This is a genomic window from Acidobacterium sp. FHG110202_01 (assembly GCF_059115305.1).
Genome location: NZ_JBZYWJ010000010.1, coordinates 261,053 through 277,973 on the forward strand (window position 1 = coordinate 261,053; position 16,921 = coordinate 277,973).

The 16,921-nt window shown below is 55.6% G+C and carries 8 protein-coding genes; 2 read left to right on the top strand and 6 right to left on the bottom strand.

Annotation, left to right across the window (positions count from 1 at the left end; translation table 11 throughout):
* Positions 1–62 precede the first annotated feature (62 nt).
* Positions 63–3,569 (bottom strand): TonB-dependent receptor, encoded by a 3,507-nt coding sequence (locus AC5S16_RS20650; protein ID WP_493932006.1) that lies wholly within the window; start codon positions 3,567–3,569, stop codon positions 63–65.
* 262 nt (positions 3,570–3,831) lie between these two features.
* On the opposite strand from AC5S16_RS20650, the gene AC5S16_RS20655 reads away from it, so the two are divergent.
* Positions 3,832–3,957: a hypothetical protein gene (locus AC5S16_RS20655; RefSeq protein ID WP_493932007.1), complete on the top strand. Its 126-nt coding sequence runs from the start codon at positions 3,832–3,834 to the stop codon at positions 3,955–3,957.
* A gap of 50 nt (positions 3,958–4,007) precedes the next feature.
* Here the strand turns inward: AC5S16_RS20655 and AC5S16_RS20660 are convergent, their stop codons facing one another.
* The 5 genes from AC5S16_RS20660 to AC5S16_RS20680 all read right to left on the bottom strand — a co-directional run bounded on the left by AC5S16_RS20660 (position 4,008) and on the right by AC5S16_RS20680 (position 15,211).
* Complete coding sequence (locus tag AC5S16_RS20660) at positions 4,008–5,573, bottom strand: glycosyl hydrolase family 79 C-terminal domain-containing protein (protein ID WP_493932008.1); 1,566 nt, start codon at positions 5,571–5,573, stop codon at positions 4,008–4,010.
* Positions 5,574–5,600: 27 nt separating this feature from the next.
* Positions 5,601–7,151: a glycosyl hydrolase family 79 C-terminal domain-containing protein gene (locus AC5S16_RS20665; RefSeq protein ID WP_493932009.1), complete on the bottom strand. Its 1,551-nt coding sequence runs from the start codon at positions 7,149–7,151 to the stop codon at positions 5,601–5,603.
* A gap of 32 nt (positions 7,152–7,183) precedes the next feature.
* The gene (locus AC5S16_RS20670) at positions 7,184–10,549 is read right to left on the bottom strand and encodes a TonB-dependent receptor (RefSeq protein WP_493932010.1); all 3,366 of its coding nucleotides are present in this window, start codon (positions 10,547–10,549) and stop codon (positions 7,184–7,186) included.
* Between the two features lie 262 nt (positions 10,550–10,811).
* A complete protein-coding gene (locus AC5S16_RS20675; RefSeq protein ID WP_493932011.1) occupies positions 10,812–13,616 on the bottom strand; it encodes a glycosyl hydrolase family 28-related protein in 2,805 nt (934 codons plus the stop codon).
* A gap of 110 nt (positions 13,617–13,726) precedes the next feature.
* Entirely contained in the window at positions 13,727–15,211 is a 1,485-nt protein-coding gene (locus tag AC5S16_RS20680) for a glycosyl hydrolase family 79 C-terminal domain-containing protein (RefSeq protein ID WP_493932048.1), read from the bottom strand.
* Positions 15,212–15,402: 191 nt separating this feature from the next.
* Between AC5S16_RS20680 and AC5S16_RS20685 the strand changes: the two genes are divergently transcribed.
* Positions 15,403–16,722, top strand: a complete 1,320-nt coding sequence (locus AC5S16_RS20685; protein WP_493932012.1) for a hypothetical protein — start codon at positions 15,403–15,405, stop codon at positions 16,720–16,722.
* The last annotated feature ends 199 nt before the right edge of the window (positions 16,723–16,921 follow it).

The window sequence follows — 16,921 nt, forward strand, 5'->3', positions numbered from 1 at the left end:
TATCTTCGCATCTCATGAAAAAAGATGCGGACCTCCTTGATCGAGGCCCGCATTTCAGGAGACTAAAACTTCACTCGGATCAGGGTTTGTAGAATACGGGGGTCCGAGACCGAACTCACCGCGCCAAAACCGGTGATGTTCCCCGTCGAACCCTGGTTCGAGACCGTTAGCCCATTCGGATACGATCCGCTGAAGTTCACCGTCGAGTTAAGGCCCGTGAAATTGGGGTGATTGAAGACGTTGAATGCATCCACGCGAAGCTGCAGGTGCACACGCTCGGTGAACGACAACTCCTTCTGCAGCGACATATCGAAATTGATGCTGCCCGGATTCCTCAGCCAGTTAACCCCTGACTCAAGGCCGAGACTTCCCGGCAGGGGTGCGCCAAGGCAACTCGCATTCAATCGTCCAAACGGGCCGCCCGGAGCATTCGTGCGCGGGTTGCAGAGCATACGCAACCTGGCGCCTTCCGTTGTGGAACCAGTAATATTTGCAGTCGTAGCGCTTGAAATACTGTAGCCCGGCGTGAAGGGTGCACCCGTAAATGCCTGCGCAACCCCTGAAAGCTGCCAGCCGTTCGCAAGCTCTTTTAATATCCATGAGGACGGCGCGAAATGAGGCGAAGTGAGCACGTAGTTCACCGCAAAAACATGCCGCAAGTCGAATGCCGTCGGGCCGTAATTTACCTGGCGGTTGTACTGGTCATTGCGAATATATGTTGTATCAGTAGACGCGATGGAAAGCGCCTTGCTCCAGGTATACGCTGCGCCAAAGAAGATGTACCTGCCGGCACGGCGCTGTGCACTCACCTGCAGCGCGTTGTAGTTGGAATAGCTACTGTTTTCTGAAAAGTTGATAGTGCCATAACCGACATATGGTCGAAGAAACGCAGCCGGAAGCGCATTGCTGCCGAGCAGCGCATTGGGTTGTGTCGCCTGCAGTGTCGGATCCTGATTCTGGGGCAGGAAGGTAGAACCATAAGGAACATAGTTCAAGTTCCGATACACTTGCTGGTGCCGCCCTTGCGTGCCTACATAAGCGATATCAAAAACTGTGCTGCCTGGCAGACTTTGCTGGATGCTAAGTGTATAGTCATACGCCGTGGGAATACGGCCGGCCTTATCTGTCGCATACACTGTTGGCGGCGCCAGAATAGCAGTGCCCGAAGCGATGTCCTGCGCGTAGCCGTACGTCAGTGTGGGCTGTACAGTATTCGGAGGATTAGCCAAGAGGTTGAAGGTCGGATTTCCTTCAATACGGTCATAGTAGATGCCGGCGGCGCCGCGCACGACGGTATTACTTGTTGCCGAGTAGGCAAACCCGAAACGTGGTCCCAACTGCGGCCCCCGATTATCCATTAGATAGCGATTAGAGTCTGTGGCTTTCACCATGCCGTTATAGGGATCGCCTGTCCCCGGGACTTCCTGCGCAAGAGCGAATATTCCCAATGTCTGGCCCGTCGGGGTATCGCAGGCGGCACGTTTTGTTCCGTTGAAGCAAGGTGTATAAAGCCGCGGCACATTCGCCGGATTAAATGCAGCTGGATCGAAGCTGCTTGTCTGGAGACCAGCATCATACTGCGGCTGATACCACGCAAGACGAAGGCCGTAGTCGAGCGTTAGATGCGGTGTAACCTTCCACGTATCCTGCAGGTAGCCTTCTATGTTCCAGTAGCGGTATTTTCCGTTTGAGAACGAGCTTGCCTGTGTAAATGTCTGATAGACACCGAGCAGCGCATTGGCATAGCCATACCCCGTGTCGTATGGATTGCTGCTGCTGTCGCCAAAGTTGTAGATGCCGTTAAATGCTGCACCTGTGATCTGGTCTTTGCGGCTGCGCTCAAAGTAGATGCCAGTCTTGAGGAAATGCGATCCCCAGAGCTTCGATACATTATCAGCAAAGTCGATCACAGTATTGAAGTTCACATAGGGTCCATTCGAAGTGCCAAAGGACGGGCTGTTCGACATATGTTGCCCGCTGAAACTTGAGCTGGGAATCAGGTCTCCCTGAACTGCCGAGGGGTAGAGCAAAGGCAGGTCGATTCCGGAATGAGTGCGCGTCAGTGTGTCATCAGGAAGGTTGTAACGGATCGTGTTGTGCGATGTGCCGAAAAGAAACTGATTCGTGGTTGTAGGATTGATGATCCATGTCATGCCAGCGGCGTAGCTATTGCTTAACGTGGGATGGATGACGGTAACAATCGGAAAGTTAAGCCCGAAGATGCTGCCGCCATAAGGCGTATTGTTGCTTTGCGTGTTGTTGATGTAGTGGCCGAAGAACCTCAGGTTCTGCGTAGGGCTGTAATCCACGCGCAGCACATCTTCGCGGCGCGGCAACTGTCCTGAGATCTGTGAAGTGTAGTTGTAGCCCTTCTGCCCGGAGACATTCGGCTGCGGAAGAATATTCAACAGAGCCTGCCCTGCGCCATAGAGGCGCGATGACGGAATAACATTTCCCGGGAAAGGCTGTCCTGTCTCCGGATCCTTAATAGTGACATGGTTGCCGTTCTGGTCCACCGTCTGCGAGAAGTCGCCGGTCCGCTCTGCAGCAGTCGGCATCGTCACATGCTTGGCAGCAACCGGCGAAAGCTGCCTCTGGAACTCCTGTCCGAAAAAGAAAAAAAGCTTGTTTTGCCCGCGTGGGAAAACATGCGGCACCCACACCGGCCCTCCGATCGTGTATCCGGGGTCGTTATAACGAAATAAATTGCGTGGCAGATGGTTGAGATTGTTCAGCCAGTTGTTCGCGTTCATACTTTCATTGCGGTGATACCAGTAGCCGCTGCCGTGATACTGGTCCGTGCCGCTCTTGGTCACAATCGCGATCTGACCGCCCGAGCTGCGGCCATATTCCGCCTGATAGGAGCTGGTCAATATCTTGAACTCGGCTGTCGCATCGAGACTGACTGTCACATTGAAGCTGTTATTCGCGCCTGTGTCCAGGTCGGTAACGCCATTGATTGTGATCTGGTTCTGATTATTGCGGTTGCCATTGATGAATATGCCCGTCGGACCGCCATTGCTTCCGATGCTGTTGCTTCCAACCTGAAAGTTTGCCGTGCTGATAACGCCCGGCGTCAGCTTCGTCAGATCAAGCGGGCTCCGGCCGTTCACCTGGATGTTTTCCATCTGCTTGGCATCGAGCACATCCGAGCGCTCCCCGCTTTCCGTCTGCAGAAGAGGAGCCTGCGTCGTGACCTCAACCGTCGCCGCAGCATTGCCGATCTGGAGCGCAATCTCGCCGATGGAAATCTTGTCCTGCGCATGAAGCGGGATATCTCTGCGTTCAAAGGACCGGAAGCCGGGAGCTGTCACGCTGATGGAATAGGTACCGGGCAACAGTTCTGCAAAAACGAAGTGTCCGTTGCTATCTGTTATCGCTGTAGTCCTGACTTGTTTTTCCTGCTCAGTAGCGACCACCTGCGCGTCAGGCACACGGAGATTCTGCTGGTCCGTTACGTCGCCGGCAATCGAACCGCCAATGGTCTGCGCGGCTAGTGTGCCTCCGCATACCATCGATAGCAACAATGCTACAAACCCGAGTCTTGCCCCCAAGGAACCGCATGTCATATAGCTGCATCCTCCAAAGCGCTGCATTATTTTGCCTATTCAACCGATTGAACTATCGCGTAACAATCTGCCCGCTGGAGCTAGCTATTGTCAAGCACGTTTTCATAGGCTGGAGAACATGGGGTCAATGCCATGCAGTATGGAGAAGAGATCAGCATGCAGCCAAAAGAGAGTCGACATTGCCGGTACAAAATTAATGATTTGTTTTGAACAAATTCGGCTTTTTGGGGAAAAGACAGTCTTACCAGTCTGGGAGGTCAGCATGAATGTTGCCTTATTCAAGCGATTGAATGTCAAAAAATGGAAGTGCAGCATCAGTTTCGACTATCCGGCGACGGAGACCGGCAAGTGGAACCGGGCAGTCCTGAAATGGCTGAACATCCATTGAGAAAGGCAGACATTGGTGATGTCTGCCCTTTCTCTACTTTGTTGAAGGAACTAAGGAATCTTTACGATGACCGCACTGGTATGCGGCATCGGAATGGTGTAGACGCCATTCACCGGAGCGATGTTCGGGTGTGAAGCGGCACCATGCAGAAGGCCGTCCTGGGTTCCGCTCGCAACCTTGAAAGTCTGCCCTGCGAAGGTGATCTTGTCATCTGAGGTGTATGTCGTGTAGTCGCTCATCCGGTAATCGTTGTTCGTGGCCAGCAGCTGCCAGAGCAGCGCGTGCCCCTTGCCATGGCTGCCGGGGACTATGATGGACACGTTCCCGTCGCCGGATGATGTTTCTTCCTTGTTGATCAGCAGAACGCGCATCGTGCCGTCGCTGGCCTTCACCGCGTATGCCTTGATATTCAAAGATGTGCTGATGTCTACGGGCAACAGCGCTGCGTGGGACTGCAGCATCACCGCAGTCGTCAGCAGGCCATAGTAGATCGGATTGATCTGCGTGATGGTGTAGGTATAGTCAGGAAAAGTTCCGACGCGAGTAAAGTTGAAAGGGCTATAGTATGCGGCCGAATTATGAAGAGTGAAGAGATTGATCCCGCTTACGCCTGCGGTCGCATAGCTCATGGCCTCATCCAGGAACCACAGCGCCGACTGGAAGGTATTGCTGACGCCATCCTGACCTGAGCATGCAACGGAATTCATCTCACCGATGCGGAAGTTACTCAGGCCTACGCCCTTCAGCGTGTCGATATAACCTGCTGGATTGATATTCTCGGGACGCGAGGCGTCGTTCGAGTAGTTGACAGCAGTGTCGGTCAGCAGATAATCATCCGCTACGCTCTTGCCGTTGCAGTGGCTTCCGCCATAGTAGTGCAGGTTGAGCATGCCCAGATGCGAATGCTCCGATGCAATGAAGTCGTTGAGGTTAGTCATATAGCTGCTTGCAAAGCCGGAAAATACAGGCGCCGAAAGAGGAATGCCGGTATTCTGTACCTCAATCGAAGCCGCGGTCTGTTCGAATTCCGACTTGAACTGCGCATAGCTGTATGAAGAGCGCGCGCCGCTTGATACATAGAGGTCAGGCTCGTTGCCGACCTCATAGCTCAAAATGCTGCCCTGAGGCAGACTCTGAGACAGAGTTAAGGCCTGCGAGGCTGCAGTTCCATTGTCATTGTCATCCGCATCGAAGTTGCCTGCGAAGTCGACGCCGGTGAAATACTTCACGCCATACGGAGTTCCAGAGTGCATGGTGTTGTAGAAGGCCGAGAGCGCCGGAAGATCGCTCGATGTTGTCGTGGTGCTGAATGCCTTGTCGCTCAGCTCGCGAATGACCATTGGGCCGTTGCCATACTGGGTCAGGTTCTGCACGAGCCGGACGAAACCGGGATTCGGGGATGTGTTGGTGCCGACCATGTACTGCGTCTCGGTCAGGACCATCGACAATCCCAGGAAAGAAGGCGCGATGGGAGTGGTAGCGGCATTCGGATCAACTGAGACTGTCGCTATGGTCTGGGCATGCGCGGTCCCTGCACCCTGGCCGCCTGTTGCTACAAAACCGCAACAGGAGAGCAGGAGGGCAGGAACCAGGACAGGTTTGGGGAAGTGCGTCATGGGTGAGTGCTCCTGAAGTTATGGGGTTTATGGGATCTTCACTACGACAGCGCTGCTATGAGGCACTGAGATGGTATAAACGCCGCTGGATGGAGTGACCGACGGATGAGTTTCCGTTCCATGCAGAAGACCATCCTGGGTTCCGCTGGAAACCTTGAAGGTTTGCCCAGCGAGCGTGATCTTATCGTCGGAAGTGTAGGTGGTGTAGTCGCTGACCCGGTAATCGTTGTTCGTGGCCAACAATTGCCAGAGCGCGGCGTTTCCCCGGCCTGTAACCGTGAGAGAGACATTCCCGTCGCCGGAGGAAGCCTCTTCCTTGTTGATCAGCAGGACGCGGACAATGCCCGCACTGTCCTTCGTTGCGTATGCCTTGATATTTAAGGATGTGCTGAGATCAACCGGCAACAGAGCTGCGTTTGACTGCAGCATGATTGCGGTGGTCAGCATGCCGTAATAAACAGGGTTAATCTGCGCAATGGAATAGGTATAGACAGGGAATGTTCCCGTATGGGCAAACTTGAAAGGACTGTAGTATGCGGCTGAATTGTGGATGGTGAAGAGGTTGACTCCGCTCACTTTTGCCGTCGCATAGCTCATGGCCTCATCCAGAAACCACAGCGCAGACTGGAAAGTATTACTGACGCCATCCTGACCTGAACACGCAACGGAATTCATTTCACCGATACGGAAATTTCCTCGGCCAACCTGATTCAGTGCGCTGATGTAGCCAGCTACGTTATTCGGCCGCGAGGAATCGTTCGAATAGTTCACGGCCCCATCGGTCATCAGGTAGTCACTCGCTACCGTTTTGCCGTTGCAGTGACTCCCGCCGTAGTAATGCAGGTTGAGCATACCCAGGTGCGCCTGTTCCACTGCAATGAAGTCATCGAGATTGCCGATGAAGTCATTTGCAAAACCGGAAAAGACGGGCGCAGCCATGGCAATGCCGGTATTCTTCGCCTCGATCGCGGCTACGGCCTGCTCATATTCGGACTTGTACTGCGAATAATCGTAGGAGGAAGAGCGCTTGCTGTTCTGAGCGTACAGATCGGGCTCATTGCCTATCTCGTAGCTCAGCAGGCTGCCTGAAGGAAGGCTGTTGTAGATTGTCTCCGCTTGCGACGCTGCCGTTCCATTGTCATTGTCATTCGAGTCGAAGTTGTCCGCGAAATCGACACCTACCCAGTACTTTACTCCGTACGTCGATGCCGATTGCATCGTGCTGTAGAAACTCGAAAGCGCCGGCAAATCATTCGCTGTTGTTGTGCTCGAGAAAGCCTCATCGCTGAGCTCGCGGATCTCTATCGGTCCATTGGCATAGGTAGTGAGGTTTTTTACCAGTTGCTTGAAACCGGCATTCGATGAGGAACTGGTGCCGATCATGTACTGCGTCTCAGCCAGGTCCAGGGAAAGACCAAGAAAGGAAGGAGCGATAGAGGTAGTAGTGGAATTTGGGTTGACGGTGACTGTAGCTATGGTTTGGGCGTTGGCGACTCCCACCCCCTGCCCGCCGGCTATGAAGGAACAGCAACCGGTGAGCAGGAGGATGGCATTGGCGATTCCTCTGGGGGAGGGCATCACAATTTTCCTCCTGCGTCTGGACTGCACTCCTAGAACGAGATCCGTCCGACAAGCTGCATCGTGCGCGCAGGATTGGCGGAGTCAATCTGGCCGAAGCCAGGCGAGTTGAAGATAGGCGCCCCGGCACCCGTTGTAGCTGCCAGCGATACATCCGGAGGCGCAAGGTTTGTGTGATTCAGCAGGTTGAACGAATCCGCGCGCAACTCCAGTCTGAGGCGCTCGAATAATGAAAAGGTCCGCGAAACCGAGAGATTTATGTTCAGCTCGCCCGGCCCGTAGATCGCGTTGCGAGGAACATTTCCCAATCCTGCCGCCAGCACTTCACGCTTCGAAGCTCCGCTGCCGGTAAACAGTGGGCCGCTGGGCGTGAGCGGGAAATCTGAATCGGAGGCGGGGGTAAGGTATTGGAGAGAACCGCCTGTAATGTAGGACTCGTTGAGCCGCAGATGTCTCGTGTCGCCGTTGGGGCGCTGCTGCGTCACATTCGGAATCAGATTGGTCTGCGTGATATTGATTGGCTGGCCCGAGCGTGCAATCACAATCGGGCTGATCTTGATGTTGTGCAGCCAGATTGGCCCCGGCGTGGTGTACTGCAGGGCCAGGTTGAAGACATTGCGATCGTCGAAGCTGCTGGGAGAATAATCGAGCTTACGCAGCGCCGGATCGCCGGTGTATTGCGCGTGGGCCGAAGCCTGGGCTGGCAGGCCGTTGCCAAAGACGCTGCTGTCCGTATCGAGGTTCTTCGACCACGTGTAGTTCATCAGGAACGCAAGACGGGTAGAGAACTGGCGGCGCAAAGAGGCCTGCAGCGCGTTATAACTTGCTGTTCCCACGTCCATCACCGAGGTGAAGGTGCCCAGATTCTGATAGGGCTTAGCCAGCTGCTGCGCGGTCGTAGTGCCGGCAAACGCTACCGCATCCCATTGCGAAATAGGCACCAGGTTGAACGGAACGTTGGTGGGCAGATGCACAGCATGGCTGCCGATGTAGTTCAGCTCAAAGACCATGTTCAGCGGCAGCTCCTGCTGAATGCCGGCATTCCACTGCTCGATCATCTGCATTGGGCTCAGCTTTCCAAACTGCACGCCGGGCAGTTGGAGAGGCTTGGAAGGGCTCGTGCCCACCAATGCATTCTCCGGATGATTCAGGTCGCGCTGGGCAGTAAGAGGAATTCCATCGGAGAGCGCGAAGGACTGTGCTACACCAGTGCCCAGGTCGTTGAAGCTCTGGGTGACGTCATAACCGGGATAAGCGATCTGACCACCCAGCTCCGAAAGCACATTGCCATAGAAGGTGCCGAATGCTGCACGAACAACAGTATGGGGGAGGACGCTCCATGACAACCCGATGCGCGGCGAGAAATCCAGCTTTGGGGTGGTGATATTGAGCGACCGGGAGGCGTTCTGACCGGCAATCAGCAGCTCGCCCGTGTTCTGGTCAATGCGCGAATACTGGTTGCTCGTAATGATCTGGGGACTTTCATATTCATACCGCACGCCCAGGTTGAGTGTCAGAGTCGGCAGAATACGCCAGTCATCCTGCCCGAAGATCCCGAGGTTCGCATTGCGGCGTCCGTTCTCCGGCTGGGGAAGCTCATAGCTCGCCGTCTTCACCTTGCCAAGCAGAAAATCTGCGAGCGCATTTGCAGGATTGCTCGTGGCAGAAGTGGGGCTTGTAATCTCGCCAGTGAAATTCATACTGCCGTTCACATACGAGGCCGGATTAAAGGAATTGAACTGGTTCCAGCGATATGATGCGCCAATCTTGAAGGTGTGCGTCCTCCAGGTCTTCGTAATCGATCCGAAGGGAATGAAGGTATTGGTCACGTTGAGCTGGTTTGTATTCGTCGTAGAACCGATGCCCGTATAGCTTCCGGAAATGGCGATAGCCGGCAGCTGGTTCATCGGAAGCGACGCAATCTGGAACTGCGACGCATCCGTATCCAGGCCCAGCGGCTTGCGATAAGCACCGTTGCGGAAGAATCCGTAGTTCAGGTCGAGAACCAGCGTCGGCGAGAACGTGTGTGTGTACCCAACCGAGTCTGTCCAGGAGCGAATGCAGTTGCAGTCGTAGTTCGAAGACAGCACCGAATCCCCGAAGGTGGGAATCAGCGGCTGGTTGTAATCGGTGCGGAAGATGGAGACATAGAAACGGTCGTTGAGACCGATCTGCTGATCGAGGCGTCCAATGGCGCGGATATTGTCCTGCTGCGACGTCTTTCGCAGCACGAAGTTGCCTGTATTCCTGTTATTGGTCGAATCGTAAGTCCCTGCGAAGTTCGACTGCGGAAGCCGTGCCATAATCAGCCTGGCCGCGGGGTCAATCCTGTTGTCGGGGATGATGTTGCCGGGAAACGGGGCATGTGTCTGCGGATCATAGATGGCGATCTTCGCAGAGGAAAAGTTGCCGGTGCGCCAGTCTGCTGAAGGAACGGTATCGGTCTGCACGCTCGGAGTCTTGATGATCGTCCGGTCGTAGTTCACAAAGAAGAAGGTCCCGTGCTTTCTTCCCCACACGTGCGGAATCGCAACCGGGCCCCCCAAAAGGCCGCCGAACTGATAATACCGGTCCTCCGACCGCGGCACGCCCTTCAGATTATAGAAGTAATTGTTCGCGTTCAGCGCTTCGTTGCGCACCAGGCTGTAGACACCGCCATGAAAGGTATCCGTTCCCGAGCGTGTGTTCACTGCAACCACGCCGCCCGATGTGCGGCCGAACTCAGCGGGAGCATTGTTTGTGAGGATGCGCATCTCGGTGATGCCGTCCGGAGCCGGCATCGGGCTCGTATAGCCCGTCGAAGGCACTACGAGTGAAACACCATTCAGCAGCATTTCCGTATTCAGTGAGCGGCTTCCGTTGAACGAAACAGCCTGTGAATTCAGAGAAGTTCCGTTTCCACCATAGGAGACGCCGGGCACCAGAGCCAGCAGGTTAAAGGCGTCGCGGTTGGCAATGGGGAGGGCCTGTACTTCTGAAGGAGTAATCAGCGTGCTGACATTCGAGGTCGAGCGTTCCAGTTGCTCGCCATTCGCAGTTACCGTGACCACGCTGGTCACTTCGCCCAGCTGCAGCGTTACCGGGATCTCCAGTGTCTGCGAGATTGTCGCCTGAAGATGCTCTACTGTCGTCTTTTTCATGCCGGCAGCTTCGACAGCCAGCGTGTACGAACCCGTTGGAACCTGGGGGGCAACAAAGATGCCTGCGTCGGTTGTGGCTCCCTTATAGACCACAGTGCCGGTGTCCTCATTTGTGAGCACTACACTTGCGCCCGGCACGACCGCTCCTGAGCTGTCAGTCACAGTTCCGCGAATGGTTGCATTCGCACCCTGACTGAAAGCAGCAGGACCCCACCCCAGAAGAAAAATTGCAACAACAATGCCTGCAAATGACCGCACGTACCAGTTTGCTTTTGTATTTTTTGACTTCCTGGAACTGCCCATGAACTTCTTTTACCGCCTCTCCTGAATTCGCCTGGAACACTATTCTTTAAAACAGCGGTGACACTAAAGACACAAACTAACGATTGGCTAGTTCCTTACGGTTAGAGAAGAAAGCATATTACCTCTTGTCCGAGGAATATCCCTTTCATAATCAGTGGTTTGTGCGGGTATTAAGAAGGATTGAAAGACCCGCATGATACGTCGGCGAAGCGTGAATCTAGTGCCCCTCTGCTAGTTGAATGGCATAGAGGCTATCCCGCGCGCCAATGAAAAGCGTTCGGTCGCCTGCGCCACCGATAGCCAGCGCCGTAGGGCGCGACGGCAGCTCCAGCGTGCCGAGACGCTGGCCGTTTCGGTTGAGAACGAAGAGCTGGTCGCCGGCAATGTAGATGTTGCCTGCGATATCTTCCACCACCGATGAGCCGGGAACCTCAGCTACCAGTTCCGCCGACCGGGGCGTTGTGGTGAATCTGTAGACACGCGCATCGTCCTCAGAAACAAGCAGGTGGGGAGTGCCGGGGCGGAACAGCGCAAACTGAGAGGCATAGAGAAGCGGCCTCATGTCTTTGGCTACAGGCAGAATCGCTCCGTCGCGATCGAGCGCAAATCCCCGCTGCGCTGCAAGAAAGGGCTCCAGCGCATGAATCCCGCTGTGGCCGCCCGCTGGCAGAAGCAGCACGCCAGAGCTCGGCGCAATTGGCTCAAGCTGTGTCCCTGCCTGATCTGTGACGTGCCCCGCTGCGTCGAGCAGCAGGTTTCCAGCCAGCACTACAGGCCCTGCATCAGCAGGCAGCTTCAGCATGCTGATATGCCCGGAAGACGCGTTCCACTGCAGGAGCCGGTGCGCCAAGGCATCTGTGAATTGCAGGTCACCGTCTTTCGCAGGAACCAGGCCCGTAATGTCGGTCAAACCAGTCGCCAGCGTCTTCAACGAACGCGGCACAAATACTGCGGGAACATCTGGCGCAGAGCCAGCAATCAATGGCTTAGCTGTAGCAAACGACGCAAATTCACGCACACGCGACCGGACTCCGCTGCGCTCATCAAGAACTGAATGGTCGAAGGCATAGCGCCCACCGGCAAATACGTGAACGTTGGCAAACTCGGCGTCAGTCGCACCTGCAACCGAGATGGCATGATCGGCAGGTCCTAGACTGCGGGAGACCCGGTAGTGAAAGAGATTCCCGAAGAAGAATTCTCTGGCATCCTGAAACATCAGAGCAACGGCATCCTTGCCTTCAAGCTTTTCTTCCTCTGTCTGCAGTGCAAGAATCCGCCAGTTAGCAGCATGAAGCGCCTCGACTTCATTCTTCAGGTGGTGCTCGCAGGAGAAGCCAAAGATACGGCCCGGAACCTCCGTGTCCTCAATGACAAGACCTGCGCGGGCAAAGGTGCTTGCGCTCCAGATAGCGCGAAAAATACCCCCGCCATGAATGATCAGGCTCGGGTACTGCCTGTTCCATGCCTCGGAGCGATCGGGCTCCTTGCCTGGAGGCTCAGGATAGACACGCAGTGGCTTGTCATCCTCGGTCAACGTGCCGCGCCCTCCGATGAACTTCACATCTTCGATCATCGAACGCGCGCCAGCTTTCCAAACAATACCTGCAGCACGGGGATTGAATGTGCCCGTAGAAATGCCGATACCGCTAATGACATCCGTTCCCCCGGCAGGTGATTCGACCAGAGGAATCATCGGGCCGTCTCCGGCAAACTGCGGAGTATAAGGCGCAAGAACCAGTTGCGTGACAAAAGGATGCAGGCCGACGAGCACGCTGTCAGGACGCAGATGCAGCGTACCCGTCAGACGGTATCGCCCCGCAGGAAAATAAAGCGCAGCGTGATCGGTGATGGCTTTCTGTAGCGCCGCCGTATCATCGTGCATTCCATCGCCAAAAGCACCGAGTTTCCTGACATTCGTCCAGGTGGAGACAGGCGGCAGCGCAGGCACATCCGTTGCCGGCATCTCAGAAACGCCCGCATGCTCGCGATGATCGAAATGGAATCCCGCACTGCGGCCATCGGGCCCAAGCTGCACACCGATGCGCAGCCGATCCACAGTGTATGAGCCGCGCGGAGCATATTCTGGTAACCCATCAGCTGCCGCGAAAAACTGATGCACCCCGCGGCACAGCAGATTGTCCGCCGAAATCTGCGACCGCACGTTCAGCACATCCCCTGGATGCAATGCTGCCTGTTCGATGGAAGTGAATGAGCTGTCACGAAGGTAAAGCTCTTCTATCTGCCCATCCGGAATATCAATTCCCACTGGAACGTTGCGAACTGCGACGCGCACCAGCGTCATTCCTGCTTCATGGGTGCGAATTGCTGCGCGGCGCTGTCCCTCGATGACTGAATCCATCAGAACGAACTGCCATCCAGGAGCCGTCTTCCCTGTATCCATGCCGTAATCGCCGCCGACGATGTGAAGATCGCTGGCAACATTTCCCACATCCATGAGCGCCGCGTGAGCTGATCCAACGTGGAATTGCATGTGCGAAAGGATTCCGTGCTGCGCGACATGAAAGCGGATGGCTACAGCAGCTGGATCGCGCTCGCCAATCTCAAAATCGATATTGGACATGCCGCTGTAAAACGTCTCGGAGGTACCGTCCTGCACAGGCGCTCCGGCAGCAGGGCGCTCATGAGCAAAGTGAAAGAGGTAGCGCGGCTTCGCTCCGTCAAAGCCGGGAACGCCATCCGGCAGCAGAAATACAGGGCGCCGCTCGCCAAAGCCAATCAGCCGTATCCCCGTCCAGACATACACCGTCCCGGAAAGCCGGTAACGTCCAGACGGGATAAAGAGAATGCCGTGATGGTGCTCGCTTTGCAGCGTATCGATGGCCTGCTGCAGCGCCGCAGTGCAATCGCGCCTCCCATCACCGAATGCGGCATCGAAGGTCGGCGCATGGTCGTCTTCCGGCCGTGTCAGATAGACCGAAGCATCCTGCTGCCTGATTGCAGCCCACCCGGTCACGGAGAACACGGTGAAGGCAGCAATCAACACAGCAAGCAGTCGAACCATTTCGATATACCCCTCAGGCGCAGAAGAGCCTTCGGCCTGCGAAGAGGGCCGAGGTTTTTAAGAACCATTACACGGCTACCAGATTCCGCGCCCGATTCGCAACCTGCCCGTTAAATCTCTCCAGTCTGCAATAAAGCTGCACTGTAACCGGGCAGCTCAAGAACAGCGGTTCCGTTATGAAGCGGGATGGGCTCGACGCGCTTCGGTGCCCAGTTGCCTGAGGCATCCACTTCCGCGCCGGCAAGCGTCACCCCCGAGGTGCTGTCCAGTGATGGCGCAACCAGACGCCACAGTCCGGCTTTCTGCTTCGAATCTGCACTCTCAACAGGAAGCTGGATGCGAATCTTTGCAGGCGTGGACTCGCGATTGATGAGCGCTGCGCTCACGCCTTTTTCACCATGCGCTGCATACCCCACCAGGTTTTTCCCCTGCGTATCGAAGCTTGTCGAGAGCAATTCCTTCCCCACGAACTGCCCAGCGAGAAGCATTCCATAGAAGATTGGCCGAGCCGTAAAGCCTGACACAGCAGAGCCGGCAATCGGCGTATAGAGACCATTGGCGCCACCATGAAGATTAATGCCGGTAGACCGCTGTTGAGCAAGCTGCAGCCAGAAGTCCACCGCCCACAATGCAGACGCAAACGTATCGCTCACGCCTTTTTTGCCCGCGCCGTAGCAGGTGTTTCCTTCTGACATACGATACGGCAGGCCATTGGCCCTGGCCACCTCAATGGCACGCAACACGTGATCTTCGAAGCGGTGGCCCGGCTCCAATAGAGATTGTGTCGTCAGCTTAGGATCTGTCGGCGGTCCGCCTGCATAATAGTGCCCCGTAAGCAGGGTAATGCGGCTCTTCTCTTCTTCCGCGAACCGCTTCATCCACTCCGGCTGGTAGGAAGTATCCGGGCCTGCAATTGCAACGTGGGGCACACGCCGATGCACAGCCTCGTAGAACTTGTGCCAGTGCTCAATAAACTCCGGATACTGCCAGCGGTCTTTGGGATTGTTATTGTGCTTGAACAGATCGGGCTCGTTGCCGAACTGAAGCGCAATAAGGCGCTTGCCGACGGTCTTCGAGACATACTCCGCCTCATCGGTGGCAAGCCCTGGCTCTGACCGCGCAAGATTCAGACCATAGATCAGCTTCCATCCCGTTGCATCCAGAAACCCGGCGAGATGGTCAATCGCCAGCGGAGTGATGCGATAGATCTTGTCTGTTCCGTGACCCGGATCAGGCCCCTCCGTGCCGTCCGGGGGCAGATCAGAGGCCGTCTTCGGGCTCCAGAAGCTGAACTCGCTCATATTGCCGCCGATGCGCAGCACGCCATCCTTGCCCAGCAGGCGGAAGTGGCTGATCAGTGCCTTCGTCTCGCCAGAGAAGAACCTGGGATGAGCGAGCTGCGAGGTCTCATAGCTCAGGCCAGTAAAATCTACCGGCACCACGACTCCGGTCTTCTCTTTCACAATGAAAGTCGCTTCGGCTGAATTGCCATCTGCAATAGCAAATGCTTTTCCTGTTGCCAGTCCCGCACCGGCAGCAGCAAACGTCTTCACAAAATCCCGTCTGCTCCAGTTCCGGCTGTTTTCCTGTTGCATCTTTTTCTGAACCACCAATCTGCCTTTCCCTGAGTCAAATCCGGATTTACAGTAAATGAGCAGCCGTGGTTAGAAATACCGTCTTAACGGCAAGGTACGGTCTATGGCACAGTAATTGAAGGCTTTAGCGGCCTGTATCATACGCTCGACCCGGAGCGTGACCGCTTCCATGTAAACTGAAACCCAGTAAAATGTTGCCGAAGCAGACGATTCCCGCGGACATGGTGAGTGGGGAAGATCGAAACGAGATCGACCGCCAGCTCGAGCGTCTCCTTACCCACCCTCTCTTCCGGATGAGCAAGCGTCTCCCCGCATTCCTTAAATATGTAGTGAATGAATCGCTGATCCACGGCGAGGACGCGCCGCTCAAAGAGCGCACCCTGGGCGTCGAGATCTTTGGACGAAAACCCGACTACGATACCAGCGCCGACCCCATCGTTCGCGTTACCGCCTCTGAGTTAAGAAAGAAACTTGCTCAGTACTACTATGAGGACGGTCTTCACGATGAAATCCGCATCGAGCTTCCCCCGGGGAGCTACCTTCCCAGATTTCGCCGCCTCGCAGAGATCGAACACACCGCCACCGATTCCCAGATCACAGTCCTTACTCATGAAATTCCTCCACATAAGAACGGCGACGAATCGCATCCCGTAGCCGAAGAAGAAATTTCACGATCCCTGACACCAGTCGCAGCAGAAGTACACGAAGAGAAACACGCCGAACCCACTACTGCTCCTGCGGCTCCAGCGACAAGAAAACGAATGCGGCTGGCCGTACCCGTCTTATTGTCGCTGCTCGCCCTCTCTCTGGCCGGCTATTTTCCTCTGCTACGGCTGCACAGGGCCACGCAACTGGACAAGTTCTGGAGCAGCTTCGCCAACGGGTCGAGCTCCTCCGTACAGATCGTGATGCCGGTCATCACACGCGGCGGCCCCGTAGATCCGTCATCGAAACCCAGCGACATCTCGGTAGCCCCCAATCTCTCGATTGAGGATGCCACCAGCGCCTCTCGTGTAGCGGCAAAACTTGAAAAACTCGGGCTGAATTACCGCCTTATCCCCTCTTCCGAGATCAGCTTTGAAGATATGCGTACTGGGCCGGCCGTATTGATCGGCGCATTGGATAATGTCTGGACGGCACGCCTGGGCAAGGAGCTTCCCTTCATCTTTAAAGAGTCTGCAGACGGGCGCACCGCACAAATCGTCGAGCAGAACACGCAGAACCCTCGCAGCTGGGACATCGATATCGCAACTCCGCATACGCGCTTTGAGCATGATTTCGGCGTCGTCGCCCGCTACAAGAGTCAGCTTACCGGTGAACCAGTGATTATTCTCGCCGGCATCTCATCCCAGGGGACGCAGGCTGCGGGCGAAGTGCTGACCATTCCTGCGAACCTCGAAGATGCGCTTAAAGCAACCGGCAATGCAAAGAACTTCGAGCTTGTGATCGAAACAGACGCCATTGATGGACGGGCAGGTCCGCCGCGTATCGTCGCTCAGAAAACATGGTAAGAAAGCGCAGTCCCTTGCTCTGAGCCTTTACCGCATCAGAGGTCTGAACCTTGAATTCCTGGATTGCCTCGACGCTGACTCCACTCATGCCATCGTCATTGCGTCGCTGACTCATTGATTCGGCAACGTCCATCAGGACGCTTGAGCCCTGAATCAGGCCTCCGGCGATGCGAGGACTGCCGCCAGGGGTGGAAACTCC

What these genes read in the sequence shown, in the direction of transcription:
- AC5S16_RS20650 (WP_493932006.1), bottom strand. Translation starts at nt 3,569, where the DNA reads ATGACATGCGGTTCCTTGGGGGCAAGACTCGGGTTTGTAGCATTGTTG.
- AC5S16_RS20655 (WP_493932007.1), top strand. Translation starts at nt 3,832, where the DNA reads ATGAATGTTGCCTTATTCAAGCGATTGAATGTCAAAAAATGGAAGTGC.
- AC5S16_RS20660 (WP_493932008.1), bottom strand. Translation starts at nt 5,573, where the DNA reads ATGACGCACTTCCCCAAACCTGTCCTGGTTCCTGCCCTCCTGCTCTCC.
- AC5S16_RS20665 (WP_493932009.1), bottom strand. Translation starts at nt 7,151, where the DNA reads ATGCCCTCCCCCAGAGGAATCGCCAATGCCATCCTCCTGCTCACCGGT.
- AC5S16_RS20675 (WP_493932011.1), bottom strand. Translation starts at nt 13,616, where the DNA reads ATGGTTCGACTGCTTGCTGTGTTGATTGCTGCCTTCACCGTGTTCTCC.
- AC5S16_RS20680 (WP_493932048.1), bottom strand. Translation starts at nt 15,211, where the DNA reads ATGCAACAGGAAAACAGCCGGAACTGGAGCAGACGGGATTTTGTGAAG.
- AC5S16_RS20685 (WP_493932012.1), top strand. Translation starts at nt 15,403, where the DNA reads ATGTTGCCGAAGCAGACGATTCCCGCGGACATGGTGAGTGGGGAAGAT.